The sequence below is a fragment of the Lonsdalea iberica genome (genome assembly GCF_002111585.1).
Taxonomy (GTDB): Bacteria; Pseudomonadota; Gammaproteobacteria; order Enterobacterales; family Enterobacteriaceae; genus Lonsdalea; species Lonsdalea iberica.
Genome location: NZ_LUTP01000007.1, coordinates 31,208 through 57,898, shown reverse-complemented (window position 1 = coordinate 57,898; position 26,691 = coordinate 31,208). Strand labels below are relative to the sequence as shown.

Annotated in this window: 24 protein-coding genes; 11 read left to right on the top strand and 13 right to left on the bottom strand. The window is 58.2% G+C overall.

Annotation, left to right across the window (positions count from 1 at the left end; all coding sequences use genetic code 11):
• The first annotated feature begins 271 nt into the window (after positions 1-271).
• On the top strand, positions 272-1,204 hold the full coding sequence (gene yvcK, locus AU511_RS04210; RefSeq protein ID WP_094108914.1) for a uridine diphosphate-N-acetylglucosamine-binding protein YvcK: 933 nt from the start codon (positions 272-274) through the stop codon (positions 1,202-1,204).
• Between the two features lie 388 nt (positions 1,205-1,592).
• On the opposite strand, the gene uvrB is transcribed toward yvcK, so the two are convergent.
• The 5 genes from uvrB to bioB form a co-directional block, all read right to left on the bottom strand.
• Positions 1,593-3,605: an excinuclease ABC subunit UvrB gene (gene uvrB, locus AU511_RS04205; protein ID WP_094100170.1), complete on the bottom strand. Its 2,013-nt coding sequence runs from the start codon at positions 3,603-3,605 to the stop codon at positions 1,593-1,595.
• Positions 3,606-4,258: 653 nt separating this feature from the next.
• On the bottom strand, positions 4,259-4,942 hold the full coding sequence (gene bioD, locus AU511_RS04200; protein WP_094108868.1) for a dethiobiotin synthase: 684 nt from the start codon (positions 4,940-4,942) through the stop codon (positions 4,259-4,261).
• The gene (gene bioC, locus AU511_RS04195) at positions 4,935-5,699 is read right to left on the bottom strand and encodes a malonyl-ACP O-methyltransferase BioC (protein ID WP_094100168.1); all 765 of its coding nucleotides are present in this window, start codon (positions 5,697-5,699) and stop codon (positions 4,935-4,937) included. The genes bioD and bioC overlap by 8 nt, the downstream gene beginning before the upstream one ends.
• Positions 5,686-6,834 carry an 8-amino-7-oxononanoate synthase gene (gene bioF / locus AU511_RS04190; protein WP_094108867.1) on the bottom strand — a complete coding sequence of 383 codons (1,149 nt, stop codon included), beginning with the start codon at positions 6,832-6,834 and terminating at the stop codon, positions 5,686-5,688. The genes bioC and bioF overlap by 14 nt, the downstream gene beginning before the upstream one ends.
• On the bottom strand, positions 6,835-7,872 hold the full coding sequence (gene bioB, locus AU511_RS04185) for a biotin synthase BioB (RefSeq protein WP_094108866.1): 1,038 nt from the start codon (positions 7,870-7,872) through the stop codon (positions 6,835-6,837). It abuts the gene before it with no gap.
• A gap of 89 nt (positions 7,873-7,961) precedes the next feature.
• On the opposite strand from bioB, the gene bioA reads away from it, so the two are divergent.
• From bioA to AU511_RS04160, 5 genes are all read left to right on the top strand, one after another.
• Complete coding sequence (gene bioA / locus AU511_RS04180) at positions 7,962-9,251, top strand: adenosylmethionine--8-amino-7-oxononanoate transaminase (protein ID WP_094108865.1); 1,290 nt, start codon at positions 7,962-7,964, stop codon at positions 9,249-9,251.
• 122 nt (positions 9,252-9,373) lie between these two features.
• The gene (locus AU511_RS04175) at positions 9,374-9,787 is read left to right on the top strand and encodes a CidA/LrgA family protein (RefSeq protein WP_094100164.1); all 414 of its coding nucleotides are present in this window, start codon (positions 9,374-9,376) and stop codon (positions 9,785-9,787) included.
• The gene (locus tag AU511_RS04170; RefSeq protein ID WP_094100163.1) at positions 9,781-10,476 is read left to right on the top strand and encodes a CidB/LrgB family autolysis modulator; all 696 of its coding nucleotides are present in this window, start codon (positions 9,781-9,783) and stop codon (positions 10,474-10,476) included. Before AU511_RS04175 ends, AU511_RS04170 begins: the two co-directional genes overlap by 7 nt.
• A gap of 177 nt (positions 10,477-10,653) precedes the next feature.
• Positions 10,654-11,541, top strand: coding sequence for a cytidine deaminase (gene cdd / locus AU511_RS04165; protein ID WP_094108864.1), 888 nt, complete (start codon positions 10,654-10,656; stop codon positions 11,539-11,541).
• A 186-nt stretch (positions 11,542-11,727) separates the two neighbouring features.
• Positions 11,728-13,425: an NAD-dependent malic enzyme gene (locus AU511_RS04160; RefSeq protein ID WP_094108863.1), complete on the top strand. Its 1,698-nt coding sequence runs from the start codon at positions 11,728-11,730 to the stop codon at positions 13,423-13,425.
• A gap of 117 nt (positions 13,426-13,542) precedes the next feature.
• Here AU511_RS04160 and gsiD read toward each other — a convergent pair whose 3' ends face one another.
• The 4 genes from gsiD to AU511_RS04140 all read right to left on the bottom strand — a co-directional run bounded on the left by gsiD (position 13,543) and on the right by AU511_RS04140 (position 18,931).
• Positions 13,543-14,448 (bottom strand): glutathione ABC transporter permease GsiD, encoded by a 906-nt coding sequence (gene gsiD, locus AU511_RS04155; RefSeq protein WP_094108862.1) that lies wholly within the window; start codon positions 14,446-14,448, stop codon positions 13,543-13,545.
• A gap of 8 nt (positions 14,449-14,456) precedes the next feature.
• Positions 14,457-15,377, bottom strand: coding sequence for a glutathione ABC transporter permease GsiC (gsiC, locus tag AU511_RS04150; RefSeq protein ID WP_094108861.1), 921 nt, complete (start codon positions 15,375-15,377; stop codon positions 14,457-14,459).
• Positions 15,378-15,464: 87 nt separating this feature from the next.
• On the bottom strand, positions 15,465-17,006 hold the full coding sequence (gene gsiB / locus AU511_RS04145; RefSeq protein ID WP_094108860.1) for a glutathione ABC transporter substrate-binding protein GsiB: 1,542 nt from the start codon (positions 17,004-17,006) through the stop codon (positions 15,465-15,467).
• A 26-nt stretch (positions 17,007-17,032) separates the two neighbouring features.
• Positions 17,033-18,931 (bottom strand): dipeptide ABC transporter ATP-binding protein, encoded by a 1,899-nt coding sequence (locus AU511_RS04140; RefSeq protein WP_094108859.1) that lies wholly within the window; start codon positions 18,929-18,931, stop codon positions 17,033-17,035.
• Between the two features lie 324 nt (positions 18,932-19,255).
• Between AU511_RS04140 and moeA the strand changes: the two genes are divergently transcribed.
• The 4 genes from moeA to AU511_RS04120 all read left to right on the top strand — a co-directional run bounded on the left by moeA (position 19,256) and on the right by AU511_RS04120 (position 22,783).
• Entirely contained in the window at positions 19,256-20,485 is a 1,230-nt protein-coding gene (moeA, locus tag AU511_RS04135; protein WP_094108858.1) for a molybdopterin molybdotransferase MoeA, read from the top strand.
• The gene (gene moeB, locus AU511_RS04130) at positions 20,482-21,255 is read left to right on the top strand and encodes a molybdopterin-synthase adenylyltransferase MoeB (RefSeq protein WP_094108857.1); all 774 of its coding nucleotides are present in this window, start codon (positions 20,482-20,484) and stop codon (positions 21,253-21,255) included. The genes moeA and moeB overlap by 4 nt, the downstream gene beginning before the upstream one ends.
• Positions 21,256-21,410: 155 nt before the next feature.
• A complete protein-coding gene (locus AU511_RS04125) occupies positions 21,411-22,010 on the top strand; it encodes a nitroreductase family protein (RefSeq protein ID WP_094108856.1) in 600 nt (199 codons plus the stop codon).
• A 218-nt stretch (positions 22,011-22,228) separates the two neighbouring features.
• Complete coding sequence (locus AU511_RS04120) at positions 22,229-22,783, top strand: flavodoxin family protein (RefSeq protein ID WP_094100154.1); 555 nt, start codon at positions 22,229-22,231, stop codon at positions 22,781-22,783.
• A gap of 66 nt (positions 22,784-22,849) precedes the next feature.
• Here the strand turns inward: AU511_RS04120 and AU511_RS04115 are convergent, their stop codons facing one another.
• Positions 22,850-23,785 carry a lipid kinase gene (locus AU511_RS04115; protein WP_240503761.1) on the bottom strand — a complete coding sequence of 312 codons (936 nt, stop codon included), beginning with the start codon at positions 23,783-23,785 and terminating at the stop codon, positions 22,850-22,852.
• A 319-nt stretch (positions 23,786-24,104) separates the two neighbouring features.
• Entirely contained in the window at positions 24,105-24,269 is a 165-nt protein-coding gene (locus AU511_RS04110) for a YqaE/Pmp3 family membrane protein (protein ID WP_036153227.1), read from the bottom strand.
• 406 nt (positions 24,270-24,675) lie between these two features.
• Between AU511_RS04110 and AU511_RS04105 the strand changes: the two genes are divergently transcribed.
• Positions 24,676-24,867, top strand: a complete 192-nt coding sequence (locus tag AU511_RS04105; protein WP_094100153.1) for a YegP family protein — start codon at positions 24,676-24,678, stop codon at positions 24,865-24,867.
• 182 nt (positions 24,868-25,049) lie between these two features.
• Here the strand turns inward: AU511_RS04105 and AU511_RS04100 are convergent, their stop codons facing one another.
• Together AU511_RS04100 and AU511_RS04095 are read right to left on the bottom strand one after the other, a co-directional pair.
• Entirely contained in the window at positions 25,050-25,265 is a 216-nt protein-coding gene (locus AU511_RS04100) for a DUF6500 family protein (RefSeq protein ID WP_094100152.1), read from the bottom strand.
• Positions 25,266-25,391: 126 nt separating this feature from the next.
• Positions 25,392-26,429, bottom strand: a complete 1,038-nt coding sequence (locus AU511_RS04095) for a CAP-Gly protein (protein ID WP_094108855.1) — start codon at positions 26,427-26,429, stop codon at positions 25,392-25,394.
• Positions 26,430-26,691: the final 262 nt, after the last annotated feature.

The following is a 26,691-nucleotide window of genomic DNA, read 5'->3' as shown; positions in this document are numbered from 1 at the left end:
TCTATCGCCAATATTGGCGAATAGTCACTGAAAATGCGGTATATATATTTGTATATAGCGGATTTTTCGCTATTTCGACGACGTGGCCTGACCGGTTAGAATTACCTTCATTAGTTGCCTGGTTTTCTGGCGAGGTCGGGACGGCGACTCACGTGCACAGCGCTCCCCCCCTTTTTTCAGCACGATTTGCCTTGCGCGTGATGCGCGACCGGCGGGCAGTGTGATATATATCCGCTACGTTTTTCTATTCATTTCATTGGGTGAGGCATTTATGCGTAATCTCACATTGACCGACCTCCAGCGCGTGGTGGCTTTAGGAGGGGGACACGGTCTGGGACGCGTCATGTCTTCACTCTCTTTTCTCGGCTCGCGCCTGACCGGTATCGTCACCACCACCGATAACGGCGGATCGACCGGGCGTATCCGCCGTTCCGAAGGCGGCATCGCCTGGGGCGATACCCGCAACTGCCTCAATCAGCTCATCACCACGCCCAGCACGGCATCGGCGATGTTCGAATACCGCTTCGGCGGCAGCGGCGAACTGGCTGGCCACAATCTGGGCAATCTGATGCTCAAGGCGCTGGACAATCTCAGCGTCCGACCGCTAGAGGCCATCAATCTCATCCGCAACCTGCTGCAAATTGACGCCGAACTCATCCCGATGTCCGAGCAGTCCGCCGACCTGCTGGCGACGGACGCGCAGGGGCTGCCGGTGTACGGGGAAGTCGCCGTCGACCAGTTGGCGACATTGCCGCAGGACCTGCGTCTGTTTCCCGCCGTCACCACCACACGTGAAGCGGTGGAAGCCATCGCCAACGCCGATTTGCTGCTCATCGGCCCCGGCAGTTTTCTGACCAGTTTAATGCCCTTGCTACTGCTGGAGGATCTGACCGTCGCGCTTTACCACAGTCACGCGCCGATGGTGTATATCGCCAATCTGGATCAGGAGCTAAGTCCCGCGGCTTCGCAGCTTACGATATCGCATCAGATTGAGATGATTGAGAGCAAAGTCGGCCGCCGGATGATCGACGCCGTAATCCTGGCTCCGCAGATGAACACCGAGGCCCTGACGGATCGCCTGGTGATACAGCAACCGCTGGCGGCGGCTGACGTCACACACCACCATGATCGACAGTTGCTGCGCGAGGCCATCGCTCAAACCCAGCGACAGCTGGCCTTGAATCTGCATCGCCAAACCGCCTGAGGGTCGTCGCGCCCCCCACTCCGAATAATGGTCGCCGTTATCCCGACGGCGACGGTCCTATGGCCCCGTGTTTTTCTTATTTCCTGCGCGTACCCCTTGTTTTTTGTGTAAAAAACGTTACTGGTCCTGAGGATGATGGACCGCTGTGCGCGTACTGTTGATTCCGAACGGGTCTCTGTCTGGGCGGCTCAGTTAACATCTTATGTGCCCATCTATCGCCATATTTCTTAGTGGTGGTTCTATTTTCCGCTTCATAGACTGGCGCGCAGTCTGGTGACGCAGCCGGAAATTCTGCTGATGGGCGCCCCCTTATCCAAGCTGGCCCCGCAAACACGTAGTGCCATGCTCGGCGAAATCCTTTATCCATGAGGGCGGCCATCCCCCACCCTCACGAGACCGCGATAAACTGCGCCCGCAGCGCCTGAACCTCGTCTCGCAGGCTGGCGGCGTCCTCAAACTCCAGATTTTGCGCGTGTTTCAACATTTGCGCTTCCAACTGGGCGATCTTCTGCTCCAGCGCCTTCGGAGTCAGCAGCGCATAACTCGCATCCGGCTCGGCGGCCTGACGGCCACGCCCTTTGCCCTTGTTGTTCGGCGACTGGCCGATCTGCAGGATATCGCCAATTTTTTTGTTGAGCTTCTGCGGCACGATACCGTGCTGCTTGTTGTACTCCTGCTGTTTCTCTCTGCGACGCTGAGTTTCCGAGATCGCCCGCTCCATCGACGGGGTGATCTTGTCACCGTAAAGAATCGCTTTACCATTCAGGTTACGCGCCGCGCGACCAATGGTCTGGATCAATGAGCGCTCGGAACGCAGGAAGCCCTCTTTGTCCGCATCCAGTATCGCCACCAGCGAGACCTCCGGCATATCCAACCCTTCTCGCAACAGGTTGATCCCGACCAGTACGTCGAACTCGCCCAGCCGCAGGTCGCGGATGATCTCCACCCGCTCAACCGTATCGATATCCGAGTGCAGATAGCGGACACGCTCGCCGTGCTCCTCCAGATATTCCGTCAGGTCTTCCGCCATCCGTTTGGTCAGCGTCGTCACCAATACGCGCTCGTTGATGGCAACGCGCTTGCGGATTTCCGATAGCAGGTCGTCCACCTGCGTGGACACCGGCCGCACCTCGATAATGGGGTCCAGCAGACCGGTAGGACGCACCACCTGATCGATAACGTCGCCGCCGGACTTCTCCAGTTCGTACTTGCCCGGCGTCGCCGAGACATAGATGCTCTGCGGCGCCAGCGCTTCGAATTCCTCAAACTTCATGGGTCGGTTGTCCAGCGCCGACGGCAGACGGAAACCATACTCCACCAGCGTTTCTTTGCGCGCCCGGTCGCCGCGGTACATTCCGCCCAATTGCGGGATTGTTACATGGGATTCATCGATGACCAGCAGGCCGTCCGCCGGCAGATAGTCGAACAGCGTCGGCGGCGGCTCGCCCGGGCCGCGACCGGACAGATAGCGGGAGTAGTTCTCGATGCCTGAGCAGTAGCCCAGCTCGTTCATCATCTCCAGATCGAACGTGGTGCGCTGCATGATGCGCTGCTCTTCCAAAAGCTTATTGTTGGCGAGCAAAATTTTGCGGCGCTCGCCCAACTCATCTTTGATCTCTTCCATCGCCTGCAGAATGCGTTCGCGCGGCGTGACGTAGTGCGTCTTGGGATAAATGGTAAATCGCGGTACGTTGCTGATGATCTGGCCGGTCAGGGAATCAAACAGCGACAGACGCTCCACCTCGTCGTCAAACAGCTCCACCCGGAGCGCCACGTCATCCGACTCCGCCGGATAGATGTCGATGACATCGCCGCGCACCCGAAAGGTGCCGCGCTGGAAAGCCTGATCGTTGCGGGCGTACTGCAATTCAGCCAGGCGACGCAAGATATCTCGCTGTCCAATCAACATGCCCTGAGACAGGTGCAATATCATTTTCAGATATAGCGCCTTATCGCCCAGACCATAGATGGCTGAGACGGAGGCCACCACCACCACATCGCGCCGCTCCAACAGCGCTTTAGTGGCGGAGAGACGCATCTGCTCGATATGTTCGTTTACCGACGCATCTTTTTCGATGAACGTGTCTGAACTCGGTACGTAGGCTTCCGGCTGGTAGTAGTCATAGTAGGAGACGAAATACTCCACCGCGTTCTCCGGGAAGAACTCCTTCATTTCGCCGTACAATTGCGCCGCCAGGGTCTTGTTGGGCGCCAGCACCATCGTCGGCCGGTTGAGATCGGCGATAACGTTAGCCACGGTGAAGGTTTTGCCTGAACCGGTCACGCCCAGTAGCGTCTGGTGTGCCAGGCCGTCTTCCAATCCCTCCTTGAGCCTGCGGATCGCTTCCGGTTGGTCGCCTGCGGGTTGGTAGGCGGAATGCAGTTTAAATTCTTTACTCATGAGCTGGGCTACCTGATTGGAGAGAATGAAAAAAACGACGGTCGGTCACACCAATGTCGACTTCCTCAGTATGGGAAGCGATCGGGCTGATTGCCAGCCACATGATACTGGATATAACCACAGCCTCAAGTTTCGTGTGCCTGGTAGCATATTGTGAGGCCCTTAGCCAGCGCGAAAATGCATCTTATCCCCAGCTGTCACCATAGTGACATAAGAATGTCTTGAACGTTGACCGGAATTTACACAACTCGTCAGCGGCGTGACAAATGGCGCTTGATTTTCATTAACTTATTGATTTTGAATGTGTGAAGTAAAAAGCCGAGAATACCGTCAACCCGAGCAAAACCCGCGCCAGCTCTCGTCTGGATGAGTTTTTCTAATCCTCATACACACAGTTATCCACAGAAATAGTGGATAACTCCCACAAGCGCCCGGTGGTCCTGAGTTGGAGATGGCGACCTCGACTTACGGTATGGGGACGCAATCATTTTTTTAAAGTTTATTTTTAGACGGAATGATGATCCAGCGAGGCGAAAAAAGGCGCTTGAGTGTTGATTAACGTCAAAAAAAACACGCAAATTCACCATGAAAAAGGTTTTTTCAAGATGCTTTTTCCTATCAATTCTCAGCGCCTTTAGCCTTTAGGGCGCCCGTTAAACCAGAAGCGCGGTCAGGCTCAGATACTGTCCCAGATTCTGGCGCGGTTCAGGATCGGTCAAATGCGGGATTTCTCCCAGCATTGGCGCAGGGATGCACTGCTGAAGCGTCTGCAAATACGCCTGATGACGTTTTCCGGGCGGAGCGACGTCATTGGCTATCCACCCCGCCAGCGTCAGCCCGGCCTGCTGCACGGCCTGCGCAGTCAGCATGGCGTGATTGATGCAACCCAGCTTGACGCCGACCACGAGAATGACCGGCAGTTGTTCTTCCGCCACCCAGTCCGCATAGGTGTGCCGACCGGAAAGCGGCGTGAACCACCCGCCGGCCCCTTCCACCAGCACCCACTCCGAACGTGCCGTCAACGCGTCTAAACCGGCGCTGAGCACGTCAAACGCGATCGGACGCCCCTCTTCCGCACTGATGATATGAGGCGACGTCGGCTCGGCGAAAGCCAACGGATTGACCTCGTCATAGGCCAGCGCCAGACGACTGTTGGCCTGTAGCCACAGCGCATCCCGATTTCGCAGCCCGTCCGGCGTCATGTCGCAGCCGGAGGCCACGGGTTTGTAACCCGCGGTGAGATACCCGGCGCGTCCTGCCGCCTGTAATAGCGCGGCGCTGGCGACGGTTTTTCCCACGTCGGTGTCCGTGCCGGTCACGAACCAGCGCTTAGTCATGTTCAATTACTCCCAGAATGCGTTGATACGTCAGAGGGTAGCCCTGCGGCTCACGCGGATAGACCTCCGCCAGCGCCCGCAGTCGCTCCCGATTGATCGCGCGCGAAGGCCGCCCCTCGTGCAACCAGGTCGCGCCCACGCCTTTGAGCGAGCGCATTAGGCTCAGCACATCGGGGAAATAGCAGGTCATCGGCGCGCTCACTAACCGATGGCGGTAGGGCTGACAGGCGGCTTCGATCTCCGGCGCGGTCAAGAAACGGTTGACCCGGCGCGAGCCATCCAGCTGCAACCATGCTTTTTCCAGCTCCGCCAGCGTACCTTGAGCCAGAGTACAGAAGGCGACGGCCCCGCCGGAACGCGTCACTCGATATAGCTCGCCCAGTCCGCGCGACAGTTCGTCGCACCACTGGATCGCCAGATTGCTGAAGCACAGATCCACACTGGCCGTCGGCAACGGCAGCTGTTCGATATCGCCCAGCACATAGTGTGATGCCGACGCCCGCTGCCGCGCTTCCGCCAGCATCTGCGACGACAGATCCAGCGCGGTGACGATTTTGCCCTGCGCCTGCCAGCGGCGGCTGAAGTAGCCCGTCCCGCAGCCTGCATCCAACAGTTCCCGTCCGGCGTGTTCGTCGAGCAGCGACATCAGCCGCTCCCCGCTATCGCGCTGCAACTCGGAAAAACGGTCATAGTGCGTGGCGGCGCGGCCGAACGCCCGCGCAATCGCCTGCTTGTGAGGGGCCTCAGCCGGCGTCATGTAACACCTCCAGCAGCCGGTCGATATCCTGCGGCGTATGACTCGCCGTCAGGGTGATGCGCAGACGAGAAGTGCCCGGCGGCACCGTCGGCGGCCGCATTGCGCCGACCCAAAGCCCCTGGTCGCGCAGCGTCTGGGACAACGCCAGCGTCTGGTGATTGTCGCCGACAATCAGCGGTTGGATCGCGCTCTGGGAGGTTTGCAGCTGATAAACCAGCCCGGCGGCACCGTCACGAAAGTGGGCGATGTTGTCCGTCAGTCTTTGTCGGAGGTCGTCACCGTGTCGCACTACCTCCAGCGCCGCGCTCAATGCGCAGGCCTGAGCAGGCGGCATGGAGGTGCTATAGATGAGGTGCCGGGCGAACTGCGTCAGATACTCCGCGACGTCGTGGCGACATAGCACCGCCGCGCCGCTGGCGCCGAACGCCTTGCCAAAGGTGACAATCAGCAGCTCAGGCTGAACGCCTTGAGTCCAGCAGCTGCCGCGCCCCTGTTCGCCCAGCACGCCGATGCCATGCGCATCGTCGACCATCAGCCAGGCGCCGTGCCGACGACACGCAGCCTGAAATGCCGGTAGCGGCGCCGCATCGCCGTCCATGCTGAAGATCCCTTCCGTCACCGCCAGCGTCTGACCGTCGCACGACGAGCGCAACAGGCGTTCCAGTCCTTCCGGCTGATTATGCGGGAAACGGCGCAACGTGGCCGGGGACAAGGCGGACGCCTCCAAGAGCGATGCATGGCTGAGTTTGTCGGCCAGAATGCGATCTCCCGCTTCCGCCAGCGCGGCGATCACCGCCTGATTGGCGGCATAGCCGGAGATGAACAGCAGCGCGCGATCGTAGCCGAGCCAGTTCGCCAACTGCCGTTCCAGCGCTTCGTGCGCAACGCTGTAGCCGGTGACATGACCCGAACCGCCGCTGCCCACGCCGAAACGCTCGGCGCCGTGCTGCCATGCGCGCACAATGCTGGGATGCTGGCTGATGCCAAGATAGTCGTTGCTGGAAAAATTCAGATAGCCACGGCCATTGGTCTCCAGCCAACGCCCGCCGCCGCCTTCATTCACCTGACGCTGACGGTAGGCGCCCTCCTCGCGACGCTGCGTCAGCGCCCGTTCGATACGTTGCTGCCAGCCCATTCAAACCGCCGCGTTGTAGAACTGCTCGGTGTCGGCGTTCATCAGCTGCTCGGTCAGATGTTGCTGCTGCTGGTTATCGCCGTACTCGGTGCTGGTCTGCTGCGGGTTAAGTCCCAGCTTGCGGAACAGCAGCAGGTCTTTGTCTTCCTTCGGGTTCGGGGTCGTCAACAGCTTACAGCCGTAGAAAATCGAGTTTGCCCCGGCCATAAAGCACATGGCCTGCGTCTGCTCGCTCATCTGCTCGCGCCCAGCGGACAGACGGACGTGCGAGGTCGGCATCATGATGCGGGCGATGGCGATGGTACGCACGAAATCGAACGGATCGACGTCCTCGTTTTCCGCCAGCGGCGTGCCTTTGACCTTGACCAGCATGTTGATCGGCACGCTCTCCGGCGGCGTCGGCAGGTTGGCCAACTGCACCAGCAGACCGGCGCGGTCGCGCACCGTCTCGCCCAGACCGATGATCCCGCCTGAACAGACTTTGATCCCCGCTTCACGCACTTTGCCGAGCGTATCCAGACGCTCTTGATAAGTGCGGGTCGTGATGATGCTGCCGTAGAATTCCGGCGAGGTATCGAGGTTATGGTTGTAAAAATCCAACCCGGCTTCCGCCAATCGCTCCGCCTGATCGCCTTGCAACGTACCCAGTGTCATGCAGGTTTCCATGCCCAGCTCTTTCACGCCGCGCACCATCTCTTCCAGATAGGGCATGTCGCGCTCATGCGGGTTTTTCCAGGCGGCGCCCATACAGAAACGGGTCGAGCCTGCCGCCTTAGCCTGACGGGCCGAGGTCATTACCTGCTCGACCTGCATAAGACGCTCGGTTTCGATGCCGGTACGATAACGGGAACTCTGAGGGCAATATTTGCAGTCTTCAGGGCAGGCGCCGGTCTTGATCGACAGCAACGTGCTGACCTGAACCTGGCGCGGATCGAAATGCTGCCGGTGAACAGTCTGCGCCTCATACATCAGCTCCAGAAAGGGCTTATTAAACAGGTCTTGCGCCTGTTCCAACGTCCATTGAACTCGTTCTGACATCGCTACAACTCCGGGTGAAAAAGATTTCGTCAGTGTAATTAATGGGGATATACTGTCAACCAAATTGAATTAGATTTAGTTGACAAGTTATGATCACTCCAGACGATCTCCAGTTTGACCAACGCCATATCTGGCATCCTTATACGTCCATGACCCAGCCTCTTCCCTGCTATCCGGTGAGCGCCGCGCACGGCGTGGAGCTACAGCTGGAAGACGGCCGTAAGCTGGTAGACGGCATGTCGTCCTGGTGGGCGGCGATCCACGGCTATCACCATCCCCGCATCAATCAGGCCGTCACGGAGCAACTGGGCCAAATGTCCCACGTCATGTTCGGGGGCATCACCCATGCGCCCGCCATCGCGTTGTGCCGACGGCTGGTAGCGATGACCCCGGAGGCGCTGGAGTGCGTTTTTCTGGCGGATTCCGGATCGGTGGCGGTTGAGGTCGCCATGAAGATGGCGTTGCAGTATTGGCAGGCGCAGGGACAGTCGCGTCGCCAGTTTGTGACGCTGCGTCATGGCTATCACGGCGATACGCTGGGGGCGATGTCGGTGTGCGATCCGCAGAACTCGATGCACAGCCTCTATCAGGGGTATTTACCGCCACATCTGTTCGCGGATGCGCCGCAGTGTCGCTTTGGCGAAACGTGGCGGGAAGAAGACGGCGATTCGCTGGCGGCAATCGTCGAACAGCACGCGGACAGCATCGCGGCCGTGATTCTGGAGCCGATCGTGCAGGGCGCTGGCGGCATGCGCTTCTATCATCCCCAGTATCTGCGTCGGGTGCGCCAGCTATGCGACCAGCACGGCATCCCGCTGATCGCCGATGAAATCGCCACCGGCTTCGGCCGCACCGGCAAATTGTTCGCCTGCGAACATGCAGGCATCACGCCGGATATTCTGTGCCTGGGTAAAGCCCTCACCGGGGGCTATATGACGCTGTCCGCGACACTCGCCACCCGACACATCGCCAACACCATCAGCGACGGCGAGGCGGGCTGCTTTATGCACGGCCCGACCTTTATGGGGAACCCGCTCGCCTGCGCGGCCGCCAACGCGAGCCTGGCGCTGTTGGAAGAAGGACATTGGTCGTCTCAGGTCGCGGCGATTGAAGCGCAGCTGCGCGCTGAGTTATTGCCTCTGGCCGCCTCTCCCCGCGTGGCTGATGTCCGCGTACTGGGCGCCATCGGCGTGGTGGAAACCGTCGCGCCGGTGAATATGGCGCGGCTGCAACGCTTTTTTGTTAACAAAGGTGTCTGGATCCGGCCCTTTGGCAAACTGATCTACCTCATGCCTCCGTATATTATTTCAGCGGAATCCCTATCCCGACTGACGAAGGCGATCGCCGAAGCCGTATCGCAGAGTGAATTGTTCGACTAAACCTTGGTTTAGCGGCGAAAAAACCTTGATTTCCGATCGGGGGAAACGGTGCTGCGCAACCCGTAGCACCGGCTTTCGGTTAGCGCTATCATAAATCCCCCCAGATAATCAGGAATCCTTCCATGCGTAATACGATCACACTCTGCTGGCAGTATTTACGCGCTTTCGTATTGATTTACCTGTGCCTTTACGCAGGCAATACGATATCCGCGTTACTGCCTATCACTATCCCCGGCAGCATCATTGGTATGCTGATTCTTTTCGCCCTGCTCTCTTCGCAAATCCTGCCCGCCGACTGGGTCCGACCCGGTTGTCATGTACTGATCCGCTATATGGCTTTGCTGTTCGTCCCTATCGGCGTCGGCGTGATGAGCTATTTCGATCTGTTGCGCAGCCAGTTTGGTCCCATCGTCGTCTCCTGCCTGATCAGCACGCTGGTTGTGATGGTGGTTGTCGGTTACTGCACCCAAATCATGCACCGGGAAAGGACGCTGCCGGGAACCCCGCAGGCAGCTAAGGAAAAAGAGCAATGCTGACCTATTTATGGTGGTCCTTGCCGCTGACGCTGCTGGTGTTCTTCGGCGCGCGCCAGGTGGCGATTAAACTGAACATGCCGCTGCTCAATCCGCTGCTGGTCTCCATGCTCATCATTATTCCCGTCCTGCTGCTGCTACGCATTCCTTACGAACACTATTTCAAAGGCAGCGAGGCGCTGAACAACCTGTTGCAGCCCGCCGTGGTCGCGCTGGCTTTCCCGCTCTACGAGCAGATTCATCAAATTCGCGCCCGGTGGAAATCCATTATTACCGTCTGCTTTGTCGGCAGTCTGACCGCGATCGTCAGCGGCACGCTGGTGGCCCTGTGGCTGGGCGCGACGCCGGAAATCGCCGCGTCGGTCCTGCCGAAGTCCGTGACTACCCCGATCGCGATGGCGGTCGCCAGCTCGATCGGCGGCATCCCCGCCATCAGCGCCGTCTGCGTGATTTTCGTCGGGATCCTCGGCGCGGTGATGGGACACAGCCTGCTCAATCGCCTGAAGATCACAGTGAAGTCGGCGCGCGGGCTGTCGATGGGCACCGCGTCCCACGCCCTGGGCACCGCCCGCTGCGCGGAAGTCGACTTTCAGGAAGGCGCGTTTAGTTCGTTGGCATTAGTGATCTGCGGCATTATGACGTCGCTGCTCGCCCCGTTCGTCTTCCCGCTGCTGTTGCTGATGGCGCACTAAGGACAGGAGCGCTCTCCGGCTTGTGCGGACGAGCGCTCATGCGAGTCATATTTTGATCAATAGGGTCCCCCAGCTTTTCATTCCGTTTCATGTCATTGTGCTAAAGATCACATTTAGGCGATTCGACGTCGTCTGTCCGCTATGCTTGAAAAAAGAAGAATGAGAAGGGGGACGTACATGCAATCACGGTTTCACGCTGCACTCAGCCAGTTGCCCGACGCGATGCAGGCGGTGCTCACGCCGATGCTTAATCGGGGAGATTTCGCCGCGTGGCTATGTGCCGCGGACGTCGGACGTCTCTGCGCCGCCGCTCAGGTCGATGAAGCGCAGCTCGCGCTGATGCTGCTTCCGCTGGCGGCGGCCTGCGCCCATGCGCCGATCTCGCATTTCCAGGTCGGCGCGGTCGTCCAGGGCGCCAGCGGCAACCTCTATTTCGGCGCCAATATGGAATTTCCCGGTATGCCGCTGCAACAAAGCGTTCATGCAGAGCAAAGCGCCATCACCCATGCCTGGCTGCGTCATGAGCGGGCACTGCGCGCGCTGACCGTCAACTATTCGCCCTGTGGGCACTGCCGTCAGTTCATCAACGAACTGAACTCTGCGGCGACGCTGAGTATTAGCCTGCCCGAACGCACGCCTCAGCCCCTTTCTCATTATCTGCCCGACGCCTTCGGCCCGCGTGATTTGAATGTCGCCACGCTGCTGATGGACCAGGCGCATCACGGGTTAAAATTGTATAGCGAAGACACATTAGTACAGGCCGCGCTGGCGGCGGCCAACCGCAGTCATGCGCCGTACACGGAGTCCTACAGCGGCATTGCCCTGCAGACGCACTCGGGCGCGATCTACATCGGCTGTTACGCTGAAAATGCGGCCTTCAACCCCAGCCTGCCGCCGCTACAGGCGGCGCTGAACCTGATGAATCTGTCAGGGGAAAGAATCGCGAATTTGCGTCACGCGGTGCTGGTTGAACGTAAACAGGCCGTCATCAGTCAGTGGAGCGCTACGCAGGCCATGTTGGGGGCCTTGGGAGATGTTGATTTCCGGTACGTTGTTATTACGTGAATGTTGCCCAAGGCCAAACAGGGTGTGACCTTGCTCACTTTCTAGTTGAATGCAAGTCATATGTAATTATTTTAATTAACATTGCCTGTACATATTCAGTGGGTTCTTTAAGATTTTAAAGACACTTCTTTTCGTTGCTGCACCTGAACCCATTTCTGTTACCCCTAAAAAAAAGAGCTAAACGTCATGGAATTAGAATACGAAAGTAAACGCCCTCTCTATATCCCTTATGCTGGACCCATCCTTCTCGAATTTCCGCTACTAAACAAAGGCAGCGCCTTTACCGAAGAAGAACGATCGCAGTTCAACCTGACCGGCCTGCTGCCGGAAGCGGTCGAAACCATTGAAGAACAGGCCGAACGCGCCTGGCGTCAGTACGAAGGCTTCAAAAACGACATCGAAAAGCATGTCTATCTGCGCAACATTCAGGACACCAACGAGACGCTGTTCTACCGACTGCTGCAGGGTCACCTGAGTGAGATGATGCCGATCATTTACACCCCAACCGTCGGCGAAGCCTGCGAACATTTCTCCGATATCTACCGTCGCGCGCGCGGCCTGTTCATCTCCTACCCAAACCGTGAGCATATCGACGACATGCTTCAGAACGCCACGAAACAGAACGTTAAAGTCATCGTGGTGACCGACGGCGAACGTATTCTGGGGCTGGGCGATCAGGGTATCGGCGGCATGGGGATTCCTATCGGTAAGCTGTCGCTGTACACCGCCTGCGGCGGCATCAGCCCAGCCTATACGCTGCCGGTCGTGCTGGATGCCGGAACCAACAACCCCCAGTTGCTGAACGATCCGCTCTATATGGGCTGGCGTCATCCGCGTATTTCCGGCGACGAGTACTACGCCTTTGTGGACGAATTCATTCAGGCGGTAAAACGCCGCTGGCCGAACGTTCTGCTGCAGTTCGAAGACTTTGCGCAGGGCAACGCCATGCCGTTGCTGAACCGCTACCGCGATGAAATTTGCAGCTTTAACGATGATATTCAGGGCACCGCCGCTGTGGCGCTAGGTAGCCTGATTGCCGCCAGCCGCGCCGCCGGTAGCCAGCTGCGCGACCAGACCGTCGCCTTCCTCGGCGCCGGCTCCGCCGGTTGCGGCATCGCGGAGCAGATTATCGCCCAGATGGTGGCGGAAGGCCTGACCGACGAAGAAGCGCGCTCCCGCGTCTTCATGGTTGACCGTTTCGGCCTACTGACCGACAAACTGCCGAACCTGCTCAACTTCCAAAGTCCGCTGGTGCAGAAGAGCGAGAAAATCGCGCATTGGGATGTCAGCAGCGACGCGATTTCTCTGCTGGAAGTGATGCAAAACGCCAAGCCGACCGTGCTGATCGGGGTTTCCGGCCAGCCGGGGCTGTTTACGGAAGAGATCATCCGTGAGATGAACAGCAACTGCGCGCGTCCTATCGTTATGCCGCTGTCCAACCCGACCTCACGCGTAGAAGCCCGTCCGGAAGATATCTTCAACTGGACCGACGGTACGGCGCTGGTCGCCACCGGCAGCCCATTCGCTCCCGTCACGCACAAAGGCGAGATCTACCCGATCGCTCAGTGCAATAACTCCTATATCTTCCCGGGCATCGGTCTCGGCGTGCTGGCCAGCGGCGCGCGTCGCATCACCGACGGTATGCTGATGGCGGCCAGTCGCGCGCTGGCCGACTGTTCGCCGTTGGCGAACGATGGCAAAGGCGGCCTGCTGCCGGAGATCGAGAAAATCCAGGACGTGTCGCACCACATCGCGCTGGAAGTCGCCAAAATGGCGCAAGAAGATGGCGTCGCGGAAGTGACCTCCGAAGAAGCGCTGATCAAGGCGATCGAGCACAACTTCTGGCACCCGCAGTACCGCAAGTACAAGCGTACCTCGTTCTAAACACTCCTCGTCCGCGCCGCATTCGCCGCGCGGACGCCAGACAAAAAACGCCGTGTCATGTTCGACGCGGCGTTTTTTTAAACGAACCAGTCCGATGCAGACCGTTGAATAAAAAGATTACGACTTCAGCTTAGGATCCAGCGCGTCACGCAAACCATCACCCAGCAGATTGAATGCCAGCACCGTCAGAAAGATCGCCAGGCTGGGGAAAATCGCCACGTGCGGCGCCAGTACCATATCCGACCGCGCCTCGTTAAGCATCGCCCCCCACTCCGGCATCGGCGGCTGCGCGCCCAGACCCAGAAAAGACAGGCTCGCGGCGGCGATGATCGACATCCCGATGCGCATGGTGAAATACACGACGATGGACGATACGGTGCCGGGTAGAATATGGCGCAGTACGATAGTCCAATCGGACGCCCCGATGCTGCGCGCCGACTCAATGAACGTCTGATGCTTTAACACCAACGTGTTGCTGCGAACCAGACGGGCAAAGGCCGGAATGCTGAAAATCGCGACCGCCACCACCACGTTCGCCATGCCGCTGCCCATGATCGCCACGACGGCAATCGCCAGCAGGATCCCCGGGAAAGCGAACAACACATCGCAGAGACGCATGATGAGGCGGTCCCACACGCCTTCGTAGTAACCCGCCACCAACCCCAGCGCCGTGCCGATCGCCATACCGACCAGTACGGAACACACGCCGGAGACCAGCGAGATCCGCGCGCCGAGCAGAATCCGGCTGAAAATATCCCGGCCCAGCGAATCTACGCCAAGCCAGTGCAGCACCGACGGCCCTTCGTTCAACCGGTCGTAGTCAAAGTAATTTTCCGCGTCGTACGGCGCCAGATAAGGGGCGAACACTGCCACCAACACCAGCAGCACGACAAACAGGCCGGCAACCAGCGCCACCCGCTGCTGACAGAAGCGCCGCCAGAATTCCCGCAGCGGCGTCCGGTTTTTCCCCGTCGTCGCCGTCGGCATGCCTGCTATCACGGCGTTGCGTCGCCAGTTTTTCATTGTGTCCCTCACTGATAACGAATGGCCGGATTGATGGCCGCATACAGCATATCCACCAATAGGTTGATAAGAATAAACTCCAGCGAAAACAGCAGCACTTCCGCCTGAATCACGGGATAGTCGCGCATCTCGACGGCGTCCACCAATAATCGGCCCAATCCCGGCCAATTAAATACCTTCTCCACCACGATGGAGCCGCCCAGCAGAAAGCCGAACTGTAGACCCATCATCGTCACGACGGGGATCAACGCATTGCGCAATCCGTGTTTCACGATAACCAGCGACTCCCTCACCCCTTTGGCGCGGGCGGTGCGCATATAGTCTTCCTGCATCACCTCGACGAAGGACGCGCGAGTAAAGCGGGCCATCACCGCCGCCACGGCAGCGCCAAGCGTGATGGATGGCAGGATATAGTGCCGCCAGCTGTCGGCCCCAACGGTCGGCAGCCAGCCCAGTTGGACCGAGAAAACCTGCATCAATAACATGCCCAGCGCAAACGCCGGGAAAGAGAGTCCCGACACCGCCAGCGTCATGCCGACCCGATCTGGCCAGCGATTGCGCCACACGGCGGAAACCATCCCCATGCTCATGCCAAACAGCGTCGCCCAGGCCATGCTGCACACCGTCAGCCAAAATGTCGGCATGAAGCGGGTGGCGATCTCTTCCGTGACCGGCCGTTTGGACACCATCGAGTGGCCAAAGTCCCCCCGCAACACATTAGCCATAAAATGCAAAAACTGCTGCGGCAGCGGTCGATCCAGCCCCAGTTCCTGGCGCACCATCTGTACGACTTCGGCATCCGCATCCTGTCCGGCCACCAGACGCGCGGGATCGCCCGGCAACAGGTGAACAAACAGAAATACCAGCACCATGACGATGAACAAGGTCGGGATGAGTCCCAGTAAACGTTTGAGAAAATAATTCAGCATTGACGCCTTTCCACATACGGTGTTTCGCCGACCGGCCGATACGCCGGTCGGAAAAGCCGCCGGTCTGAAGCCGGCGGCGCAGGTTGATTACTCAGTCAGGTCGGCGTTATCAAAACTGAACGAGGTGTCCGGCATCATGTAGAAGCCGGTCAGTTTTTTGCTATTGGCTGACACCAGTTTCTCCGTCACCAGGAACGCCCAGGGCGCATCGGCCCAGATCTTGTCCTGTGCGTCGGCGTAGAGTTTCTGCTTCTCGGCGCGATCCGTCGTTTTCAACGCGTTGGTCAGGTCGGCATCTACCGCCGGATTGCTGTAAAACGCGGTGTTAAACTGCGCGGGCGGCCAGGCGGCGGTCGAGAACAGTGGGCTCAGCGCCCAGTCGGCTTCGCCGGTGGAAGCGGACCAACCGGTGTAGAACATCTTAACCCCGCTCTCTTTCACGCCTTTGCCTTCCACTTCCGCGGCGCGCTGTCCGGCGTCCATCGCGGTCACTTGCACCTTAATACCCACCTGCGCCAGCTGCTGCTGGGTGAACTGCAATACCTTCTGCGCCGTGCTGTGGTTATGCGACGACCACAGCGTGGTGGTGAACCCGTTGGGGTAGCCCGCTTCTTTGAGCAGCTCGCGCGCCTTGGCCGGATCGTACGGCCAGGGCTTGTACTGCACCGCGTAGTCAATGCCCGCTGGCAACGGCCCCTCAGACGGCACCGCATAGCCCGAAAACGCGACCTTGATTAACGCATCTTTATTGATGGCGTAGTTAATCGCCTGACGCACTTTAGGATTGTCGAACGGCTTTTGCGTCACGTTGAAGCTGATGTAGCGATGCAGGATCGACGGCGACGCCACCAACGAGATAGCCTTGTCTTTTTCCAGCAGCTTGGCCTGCTCGAAGGGGATCGGATAGGCGAACTGCGCCTCGCCGGTCTGCAACAGCGCCGCGCGCGTATTGTTATCGACAATTGGACGCCACGTGATGCTATCCAATTTCGGCAGGCCGGACTGCCAATATCCGGCGAATTTTTCCACCTTCACGAAGTCGGTCTGATTCCAGGTCACAAAGCGATATGGCCCCGTTCCAACCGGATGAAAGCCGATCTCCTTGCCGTATTGCTTCAGCGCCGCCGGCGAGATGATGACCGCCGCGGGATGCGCCAGATTATTGATAAACGCGGAGAACGGCGTCTTCAGCGTGATTTTCACCGTCAGCGGGTCGACCACTTCCGTGCTGGCGATACTCTTGAACAGGTTGTAACGTTTCAGGCGGTTGTCCGGATTGCTGGCACGATCGAAGTTGACCTTCACCGCTTCGGCGTTGAAATCGCTACCGTCATGGAATTTCACGCCCGGACGCAGTTTGATGGTATACACCTTGCCATCGGGGCTGGCCTGGTAGCTCTCCGCCAGAACATGGGTGAGCTTCATCTCCTTATCAAAGCCGAACAGCCCCTGATAAAACGACTTGGCCACCGTCTGAGACAGCGTGTCGTTAGCGTCGTAAGGATCGAGCGTTGTGAAGTTGGAGGCGACGGCGATGACTGCGTCCTTCGCTGCCCATACCGGGGCGGCGGTTATTGAAGCAGCGATGCCCGCGGCCAACAGCCAGCGATGCGACTTAACTGTATTCATGTTGTGCATTCTCCTTGTGTTCCCTATCAGTAGGCGCCGGCGATGCGGTGGCGGGCGACGAAGTGCCGCTCCCCCACCTGCACCAGCGGAGCCGTCGCGGGCTCATCGCCCAATGCCCGGATCGGGCTGGGTATTTCATCAATCTCTAGCGTCAGGTTCTGATGACGTCGGGCTGGATCGGGACTGGGCACCGCCGCCATCAGCTTGCGCGTGTAGGGGTGCTGCGGGTTTTCGAACACGTCCTGACGCGTGCCAAGCTCGACGATTTGCCCCATATACATCACCGCCACACGATGGCTGATGCGTTCTACCACGGCCATGTCGTGGGAAATAAACAAAAATGCGGTGCCGAATTCGCGCTGAATATCCATCATCAAATTGACGATCTGCGCCTGAATCGAGACGTCCAACGCCGAAACGGACTCATCTGCGATCACCACCTTAGGATTGAGCGCCAGCGCCCGTGCGATGCAGATACGCTGGCGCTGACCGCCGGAAAACTCGTGAGGGTAGCGCTGCGCGTGCTCCGGCGACAGTCCCACGCGCTCAAGCAACGCGGCGACGCGCTGCTCCGCCTCCGCCCGATTGGCGACCTTGTGCACCAATAGCGGCTCCATGATGGAATATCCCACCGTCTGACGGGGGTCCAGCGATGCGTACGGGTCCTGAAAGATAAACTGAATGTCCCGCCGCAGATGCTGCAACGTGGCCCCTTTCAGCTGATTAATACGCCGCCCATTGAAGGTAATTACGCCGTCCTGACTGTCAACCAGCCGCAGCAGCGAGCGGCCGGTGGTGGATTTACCGCAACCGGACTCGCCCACCAATGCCAGCGTTTCGCCCGGATAAAGGTCGAAGCTGACATGTTCTACCGCATGAACCTGACGGGTGATGCGGTTCAAGATCCCTGAACGAAGGGGGAATCGCGTCACCAGGTTCTCCACTTGCAGGACCGGCGCCGCGCCGTCGGGTAAAGTGTTCTGCGGCGCCGCGGCGACTTCAGGCGATTGACCCGGCAACATGAACGGCAGGGGGAAAGGCTGTCCGCTCATGGCCCCCAGCCTCGGGACTGCGGCCAGCAAGGCCTGCGTATAGGGCTCCTGCGGCGCGGAGAACAGCGGCGCGACAGCGCCGGATTCGACGCAGACGCCACGGTGCATGACCAGCACCCGGTCCGCCATCTCAGCCACCACGCCCATATCGTGAGTGATGAAGATCACCCCCATCTCCATCTCGCGCTGCAGCGTACGAATCAATTGTAGAATTTGCGCCTGAATGGTCACATCCAGCGCCGTGGTCGGTTCATCCGCAATCAATAGCTTCGGCCGACAAGAGAGCGCCATCGCAATCATCACGCGCTGGCGCATGCCCCCGGAAAGCTGATGCGGATAACGCTTCAGAACGTTGGCGGCTTCGGGGATCCGCACCCGCTCCAGCATTTGCAGCGCCTCGCGTCGGGCACTGGCATGATCCAGTCCCTGATGCAGGCGCACCGACTCGGCGATCTGTTCGCCCACGGGAAAGACCGGATTCAGGGACGTCATGGGTTCTTGGAAAATCATCGCCATATCCGCGCCGCGAATATGCCGCATCTGTGACTGGGGGATTTGACGAAGGTCGACGACCTGCCCGCCACGGCGGCGGAATAGCAGTTCGCCACTGGAGAACGCGCCGCCCGCCTGCTCGATCAGGCGCATTAACGCCAGTGAAGTGACCGACTTGCCGGAGCCGGACTCCCCGACGATCGCCAGTGTTTCGCCGCGATCGACGGTAAAAGACAAGTCTCGAACCGCATCGACCCGATGCTGATGTTGCACGAAATTGACGCCCAGCCCGCGAACGTCGAGTACGCGGGCTGGGGGCAGCGTCCCTGCGCTGCCTGCCTCGGAGGTAGGCAATAGATCTATCTGAGACGACGGTGTCATGTACGGTGAATCTCCCATAAAACTCGCTTCCCGCCGCTGTAGTTACGGGATCCTCATCGGTTTTCGACTATATTTAGCGCTGGCGTCAATGTAAAGAACAAATCATTCGCCGAGTTGATAAAAAGATCTTTTATAACAAAAAGTTACTACACATACTCTCGCGCTATAAGGCCAAAGAAGCCCCCTTGTTCACATTTTCTACCTGCGGCGTGCGCCCCCTCATCCATCACGTTCTCCCGTCAGGCGTTCTCTGACATAATGATGGCATAGGAACCCTGTTTTCGCCTGCGCGCCTGCTGCGGCGCAACTCTTTGTGGAGTATTCATGAACACATCCGGCCTTATTTCCCTCGACCAAGCGCTACAGCGCATGCTGGCGCAGATTACGCCGATCGCGGATATCGAGACGGTATCGATTTATCAGGCCGACGGCCGCATCGCGGCAACGCCGCTGACCTCCCCGATCAACGTGCCCCACTTCGACAACGCCGCGATGGACGGCTACGCCGTACGCGGCAATGAAGACGTCAGCCAACCGCTGCCGGTAGCGGGGAAATCCTTCGCGGGCGCGCCGTTCGAGGGCGTCTGGCCCGCCGGCAGCTGTATTCGGATTATGACCGGCGCCCCCATCCCCGCCGAAGCGACCGCCGTTGTGATGCAGGAACACACGGCGGTGTCCGACACCGGCGTACAGTTCATGCATCCGATAGCGCCGGGGCAAAATATTCGCCGCGCCGGGGAAGATATTCGCGAAAATGAGCCGGTTCTGAGCGCTGGTACGCGGCTCGGAACGGCCGAACTGCCGCTACTGGCTTCTCTCGGTATCGCGGAAGTGAATGCCTATCGCCGACTGCGCGTCGCCGTATTTTCGACCGGCGACGAACTACAGCCAGTAGGACAACCGTTGCCCCCGGGGCAGATTTACGATACCAATCGCTTCGCGGTGCAATTGATGCTGGCGCGACTGGGCTACGACGTGGTCGACCTCGGCATTATCCCTGACGATCCCGCGGCGCTGCGTCAGGCCTTTACCGACGCCGATGCCTGCGCGGACGTCGTCGTCAGCAGCGGCGGCGTCTCCGTCGGGGAGGCCGACTACACCAAGTCGATGCTCGATGAGCTAGGCGACATCCATTTCTGGAAGCTGGCGATAAAACCGGGTAAACCCTTTGCCTTCGGCAAGCTCCCCCACGCCTGGTTTTGCGGTCTGCCGGGGAATCCGGTTTCCGCCGCCGTGACGTTTTATCAGTTGGTGCAACCGCTATTGGCGAAGCTATCCGGCTATTCGCAATGGCGATTGCCGGCCCGTATGCGGGTCAAAACCACGACGCCGCTGAAAAAGACACCCGGTCGACTTGATTTCCAACGCGGAATTTTCTCGCGTAACGCGGACGGCGACATCGAGGTACGCAGCACCGGTCATCAGGGCTCGCATGTATTCAGCTCATTCAGTCAAGGCAACTGCTTTATCGTGCTCGACGCCGAGCGCGGCTCCGTCGCCGCGGGCGAATGGGTGGAGATCGAGCCGTTCAGCCGTCTGTTGGGAGACGTATGATGCCAACGCTGACGGATGCCGAAGCGCTGCGCTATAACCGGCAGATTGTCCTGCGCGGCTTTGACTTCGACGGCCAAGAGGCGCTGAAAGACGCCCGTGTGCTCGTCGTTGGTCTCGGGGGACTCGGCTGTGCGGCGGCACAATATCTTGCCGCGGCGGGCGTGGGACACCTGACGTTGCTCGACTTCGATACAGTTTCGCTCTCAAACTTGCAACGACAGATCCTGCATCGCGACGACCGCATCGGCATGACGAAAGTCGCTTCCGCCGCCGTCGAGCTACAGAACATCAATCCGCACATCGCAGTGGAGCCGATAGACGCCCGCCTGGACGACCCCGAGCTACGGGAGCGCATCGCCGCGCACGACGTCGTCGTCGACTGCACCGATAACCTGACCACCCGCAACCAGCTCAACCGACTCTGCTTTGGGCTGAAGAAACCGCTCGTCTCGGGCGCGGCCATCCGTATGGAAGGACAGCTCGCCGTCTTTACCTACCAGCCGGAAGCCCCCTGCTATCAATGCCTCAGCCGGTTATTCAGCGACAACGCGCCCACCTGCGTGGACAGCGGCGTCATGGCCCCGTTAGTCGGCCTCATCGGCTCTCTGCAAGCGATGGAGACCCTGAAACTGCTGACCCACTTCGGCACCCTCAACTCGGGGAAGTTAATGATGGTGGATGCCATGACGCTACAGTTTCGCGAGCTGGCCCTACCCAAAGATCCATCCTGCGAGGTGTGCGGCAACCCGTCTTCCTCTTCTCCCCGTTGATCCACAAAATTTCGCCGTCAGCGCCCACACAAGCCACGCACATCACCTATCCTTAGTCAGGTATCTATCCCACAGCCGCTGACCCGCATCGCAACCCCTATTCAGCGGCGCCAGAGAGATCAAGGGAACTCGTCCCTTGCAGAGAGGAATGACCTATGAGTAATCGATTTCTTGAGACCATCAAGGCCCGTCGCTCCATTTATGCTCTCGGCCCTACGCTGTCCTTGTCGGAAGATCAGGTCACGCAGATTATCATGGACGCCGTCAAACTTAGCCCGTCCGCCTTTAATTCGCAGACTTCGCGGGTCGTGATCTTGTTCGGCGAGCAGCATCGCAAGGTCTGGGACATCACCCGGCGACAGTTACAAAAGATCGTGCCCGCCGAAACCTTTGGGCCAACCGAGAAAAAATTGGCCTCGTTCGCCGCGGGAGCCGGTACGGTTCTGTTTTTCGAAGACACCGAGGTAATTAAAGCGTTACAGAAGCAATACGCCACCTATGCGGACAACTTCCCGGTCTGGTCTGAACACTCGACCGGCATCGCGCAATTTGCCGTGTGGTCGGCGCTGGCGCAGGAACACATCGGCGCATCGCTGCAACACTACAACCCGTTGATCGACGACGATATCAAAACCACCTGGTCGCTGCCTGAGAGCTGGCACCTGCGGGCTGAGATGCCTTTCGGCGCTATTGAACAGCCAGCCGGAGACAAAACGTTCATCCCGGATGACCATCGTTTCCGTCTGTTCAAATAACGGTTCTGCGCGTCGCGGGGGGTTCACCCGCGGCTTTGCTCAACTTCCGCTATCTGGCCCGTTTTCTGTCCCATCACCGCCCCCTACATGCCCCAAAAACCGCCGATTGTGTTGTCCCAGAGGGGGGGCTAGTATCAAGAAGTTCGCTCTGAACACCCTGCGTATACAAAACCTGTGCGCGTTCTGATTCCAAATTTTTGAAACAGAGAGGCAGACACATGAGTAAGATCGTTGTGGTTTATTTTTCCGGCTACGGTCACACCAAGCTTGTTGCTGAAGTGGTGGCGGAGAGCGCTGGAGCAACATTAATCCCTATCGACAACAACGGGGACATTGAAGAGGCGGACTGGCAGACGCTGGCCAATGCCGATGGCATTATTTTCGGCTCCCCCACTTACATGGGATCTGTCGCCTGGCAGTTTAAGAAATTCGCGGACGCGTCGTCCAAAGTGTGGGCTGAACACGGCTGGCAAGACAAAGTGTTCGGCGGGATCACCAACAGCGCCAGCCTGAACGGTGACAAGCAGGTCACCCTCATTTATCTGCAAACGCTGGCCGCGCAACATGGTGGTATTTGGGTCAGCCTGGGACTGCTGCCCGCCAATACCCAGGCATCGACGCGCAGCGACGTTAACAACCTCGGCGGCTCCGTCGGCGTGTTGGTTCAGTCCCCTGCGGATGCCGGGGCGGACGCCATTCCGACGGGCGATTTGGAAACCGCAAAACTGTATGGCGCCCGTATCGCGGACATCACCCGCCGCCTGCACGGCTAGCCACACGCTCAATCGTTAACAGGGACTCACGCTCAGCGGCAGTCCCTCTCTTTCGGGCGGTGCGCGTCATTTCGGTGTCGACGGCGTCGGCCCCACGTCGGACGCCGGAGCGAACACCCGCACCGCGCTTCGGCGAATACGGAATCTCGCGGGCGTAGTGCCGACAATCTCTCCGTCGGCATTGATATCGTGTGGTCGTGACGTCTGCAACGTCAACGCCGTGGTCGAAAAAGCACGGACCTTACGCCAGCGCCCATGAGTGCCGCGGCGGAGAAACGGGATCAGCGCAATCATCTCCCACCAGTGGTCGATTTCGAGACTGTAGACATCGAACAGCCCATCATCCGGTCTGGCGCTTTGCTCCACTGCCATCCCCCCGCCGTAAAAACGCCCGTTGCCGACGGACACCTGCACGGTTTTGACCCGTTCGCGCCGACCGTCGTGGTCGATCTCCACGGTAAACGGTCGGCTCTGTTTCAGAAGTCGAATGGCCGCCAGCGCATAGCCTAGCGTTCCCCAGCGTTTTTTCGATTTAGCCGACAGTCCGCGCGCCATCGCGGCGGAAAAACCGATGCTGGAGACGTTAAAGAAAGGATGACCGTTCACCTCGCCCAGATCGATGGCACGCACCGCGCCGCGGGCGATAACCGCCACGGCCTGCTTGATATCGCGCGGGATCCCCAACGTCCTCGCCAGATCGTTCGCCGTGCCCAACGGCAGAATTCCCAGCGGCAGACCGGTTTCCGTCAGCGCGTTAGCCGTCGAGTTCAGGGTCCCGTCGCCGCCGCCGACAATCACCATATCCACATGACCGGCATGCGTGCGAATGACATCCCAGTAACGGCTATGCTTGTCCATTTCAGGAATAACGGGATCGATGTCTGCATCGCGCAACCACTGGGCAATTGCGTCGATCGAGGTATCGCCATTGCGGGCCTTGGGATTAATTAACAATAGCGCGCGGAAGCGATAGGTATTCGACATCTCTTGGGTATTCACCATAAGGCCTCTCTGACCCGCCACAGGGGAAAAACTCGCAAAGTTAACCACAGTAAAAATCGCCGGTACAGGTTTTAGCCCGTGGTGAAAGGGATAATAGGCAAAACATTACATTCACTGACGCGGCGGCCACGCCTTATACGCGAATAAGCGCACCCTTCCTGAGGAAAAAACAGTGAGGCGTGCGGTGAAATAGGGAGGAAGACGGAGATAAACCTTATTAGCCTGAGGGGAATAGCCGGTACGAACACAGGGTTGAGGTTAACGTGGCGCCATCAACGCCACGTCCGGTAAATAATCGTGGGAACCGCGGACGCTTTATTTATGCATCCGATTTGGTCTGCACCCAGAACGCATGAATCAGACCTGGAATATAACCCAGCAGCGTCAGGATAATATTAATGATAAAGGCCCCGCCCAGCCCTTTGCCTAACAGCACACCCAGCGGGGGTAAAATAATCGTGAAAACAATTCTCCAAAATCCCATTCGCTTTCTCCACTCGAGGATAGTCAAGGTAACCATAGTCGCACGGCGTTAATATGCCTACTGTCGGTATATCGAAGGCCGGTGTATTCAGCCCCTTTCGACCCGGCCCTTTTTCGGGATAATTCACGGGACAAGTTGCGCGTGGGCAACGGTCGAAATCCATACGCACTTCGCCGTTGTTCCATTCCGTATCCAGTACCCGTGGTCAAACTGGCGTCGCCGGTCGCACCAACCGAGCCTGGCGCCTATACAGTTATGGAGGTAAAAGATGAAAAACCAATCCCCCCGATAAGCCCACCCCAAAACCATCATTTTTTCTAAACATTACCAATTGATATTGATAAAACTGGCTAATCAAACAATAGTTAATAGTGGTCTATATCACTGAACACTTTTAGGAGGATGAATGGGTCATTTCGTTATCAAGAAAAGCGCTAAGCAAACCGAGCAGCCTTACTACTTCAAGCTGGTTGCCTCTAACGGCGAAACTATCGCAACCAGTGAGATGTACGCGTCTAAACAAGGTGCGAAGAAAGGGATTGAGTCGGTGCAAAAAAACGGGCCAACGACCGATGTTCGAGACGAAACGGGCGCCTAACCGATTAGATTAAAGGCCCTTTGGGGCCTTAGTTGCTGAGGATGGTCTTGCTCTGACTCTCTCAGCCGGACCCACAGCGGTTGGATAGCCGTCCAGCCGGCGGAAAAACGTCTCAACTTGCTATCTCTGAACAGATCGCATCCTTTATCAGTCACCCCGGCGGTTAGCTAAGCGGCGTCTGACTACAGGGCCGAGACAAGCGATTTTATCTTTTCAGCCTTCTCGAAGTGATCCAGCTTCATCTCCATAATCCACCAGTGTGCAACTTCCATGAGTTGTTCGGGATCATCATTTTTGTTGGCAAAAAATGCATAAAAAGACAGCCCGACGTGGCTGCCTTTTGTATTGATTTTAGCCTCACAAATCTTGATGATTTTCTCTTTCATCGCTGCTCGCACGCTTTCTCCTTCGGGGATAGTGGCTATTGGTTTTGCCTATTATATCCCCGTGTTACGAAACTGTGCGAGCAGAAAAAAAGACACTGTGTGAGAGCTTTGCCTTGTGTTTATTCTCGCCCGAGTGTCTTAAGCACGAGTTGAATATTTGAGGTTGGTTTTGACACCCCACAGACCGCCCATCACGCTGACAACCGCGCCGACCAGCAGTGCGAAGAAGGACCACAATGCGGCCTTAGCCATCATGCTGGCTGCCTCTGCCGCCTTTTCAGTTGCTTGCTGTTTGAATTCAGCGTACTGCTGTTTAGCCTGATTGATCTGCTCCTGGGCCTGGCTCAGACGTTTGTCCACTTCCTGAGCCGCTTTTTCACGAGCCTGGACCATATTGTCGACGGTTTTATCCACTTCTTGCGGCGTCATCGAGGTATTTTCAGTCAATGCTTTCTTCAGGTCGTCGCGGTTGATCCCCTTGGAAATCGTGTCGGCACGCGCTTTAAGTTTATCTGTCAGTCCCTGAATCACGGCATCGCTGTTACTCGGCGCGGTGGCCAACTGTTTCACCGCCTGAGTGACTTCGTCTTTCGCTTCCATCATTTGCTGCTTCAGATAGTCCGGCTGCAGCGTCGGGATATTGGATTTTTTCAGCGCGGCGGCAACATTGTCCTGCACCTTATCGGACTGGACATCCGTATTAAGGGTGAACTGATTGAACGCGGATTTGCCCATTTCACCCAGACCTTCGGCGCCGTGGCCCAGCATATTGCCGGCACCGGAGATGACCGAACCGGAGGCGGAAGCGATGGAACCCAGCATGTTACCCGCCGTGCGGACAGCGGAGCCGACCAGCATCGCGCCCAGAATCGCCGCGACAATCAGCGACGTGGCCCACACCAGGAAACCGTGGATCATGCCATCGTTGCCAGCCAGGCGACCCGCCACGAAGGCACCGGCCAGCAGACTAATGACGATCGAAACCGCCGTCCACAAACCAAAGGCCATACCGGCGCCGTTAGCAGGATTTTCGGCATTGGGATCAACAATTGCAAAGCCCATGCTGGTGCCTAACGTCGACAACAGCATAGACACGGCGAGAACCGTGACCACGCCACCGATAATGCTCCCCCACGATATTGTTTTGAACGGTCTAATTTGATTGGTAACGTCCATCATGACTCCTTAGATTGAACATGCATAAGATTACGATCGCTAATGAGTATAGACCTATAATCGTTCTTCAAGTCTTGATATGTTTAACAAAATTAAATGGTCATGTAGGGGCCGACACAGACAAGGAGGCGTGAGTTTTGATCCACAGAACACAGAAGCGCGAGGAACCGGCTGGAGCATCGACGGCGCAATACCGTCGGCCCCTGTCCCAGCAGCTCAACAGGTCTATAGCGACATCTTTACGACACGGTTTTTTTTCATT

Bases quoted from the DNA above. Each gene is read 5' to 3' on its own strand.
- yvcK (WP_094108914.1), top strand. From the start codon at position 272: ATGCGTAATCTCACATTGACCGACCTCCAGCGCGTGGTGGCTTTAGGA.
- uvrB (WP_094100170.1), bottom strand. From the start codon at position 3,605: ATGAGTAAAGAATTTAAACTGCATTCCGCCTACCAACCCGCAGGCGAC.
- bioD (WP_094108868.1), bottom strand. From the start codon at position 4,942: ATGACTAAGCGCTGGTTCGTGACCGGCACGGACACCGACGTGGGAAAA.
- bioC (WP_094100168.1), bottom strand. From the start codon at position 5,699: ATGACGCCGGCTGAGGCCCCTCACAAGCAGGCGATTGCGCGGGCGTTC.
- bioF (WP_094108867.1), bottom strand. From the start codon at position 6,834: ATGGGCTGGCAGCAACGTATCGAACGGGCGCTGACGCAGCGTCGCGAG.
- bioB (WP_094108866.1), bottom strand. From the start codon at position 7,872: ATGTCAGAACGAGTTCAATGGACGTTGGAACAGGCGCAAGACCTGTTT.
- bioA (WP_094108865.1), top strand. From the start codon at position 7,962: ATGATCACTCCAGACGATCTCCAGTTTGACCAACGCCATATCTGGCAT.
- AU511_RS04175 (WP_094100164.1), top strand. From the start codon at position 9,374: ATGCGTAATACGATCACACTCTGCTGGCAGTATTTACGCGCTTTCGTA.
- AU511_RS04170 (WP_094100163.1), top strand. From the start codon at position 9,781: ATGCTGACCTATTTATGGTGGTCCTTGCCGCTGACGCTGCTGGTGTTC.
- cdd (WP_094108864.1), top strand. From the start codon at position 10,654: ATGCAATCACGGTTTCACGCTGCACTCAGCCAGTTGCCCGACGCGATG.
- AU511_RS04160 (WP_094108863.1), top strand. From the start codon at position 11,728: ATGGAATTAGAATACGAAAGTAAACGCCCTCTCTATATCCCTTATGCT.
- gsiD (WP_094108862.1), bottom strand. From the start codon at position 14,448: ATGAAAAACTGGCGACGCAACGCCGTGATAGCAGGCATGCCGACGGCG.
- gsiC (WP_094108861.1), bottom strand. From the start codon at position 15,377: ATGCTGAATTATTTTCTCAAACGTTTACTGGGACTCATCCCGACCTTG.
- gsiB (WP_094108860.1), bottom strand. From the start codon at position 17,006: ATGAATACAGTTAAGTCGCATCGCTGGCTGTTGGCCGCGGGCATCGCT.
- AU511_RS04140 (WP_094108859.1), bottom strand. From the start codon at position 18,931: ATGACACCGTCGTCTCAGATAGATCTATTGCCTACCTCCGAGGCAGGC.
- moeA (WP_094108858.1), top strand. From the start codon at position 19,256: ATGAACACATCCGGCCTTATTTCCCTCGACCAAGCGCTACAGCGCATG.
- moeB (WP_094108857.1), top strand. From the start codon at position 20,482: ATGATGCCAACGCTGACGGATGCCGAAGCGCTGCGCTATAACCGGCAG.
- AU511_RS04125 (WP_094108856.1), top strand. From the start codon at position 21,411: ATGAGTAATCGATTTCTTGAGACCATCAAGGCCCGTCGCTCCATTTAT.
- AU511_RS04120 (WP_094100154.1), top strand. From the start codon at position 22,229: ATGAGTAAGATCGTTGTGGTTTATTTTTCCGGCTACGGTCACACCAAG.
- AU511_RS04115 (WP_240503761.1), bottom strand. From the start codon at position 23,785: ATGGTGAATACCCAAGAGATGTCGAATACCTATCGCTTCCGCGCGCTA.
- AU511_RS04110 (WP_036153227.1), bottom strand. From the start codon at position 24,269: ATGGGATTTTGGAGAATTGTTTTCACGATTATTTTACCCCCGCTGGGT.
- AU511_RS04105 (WP_094100153.1), top strand. From the start codon at position 24,676: ATGGGTCATTTCGTTATCAAGAAAAGCGCTAAGCAAACCGAGCAGCCT.
- AU511_RS04095 (WP_094108855.1), bottom strand. From the start codon at position 26,429: ATGGACGTTACCAATCAAATTAGACCGTTCAAAACAATATCGTGGGGG.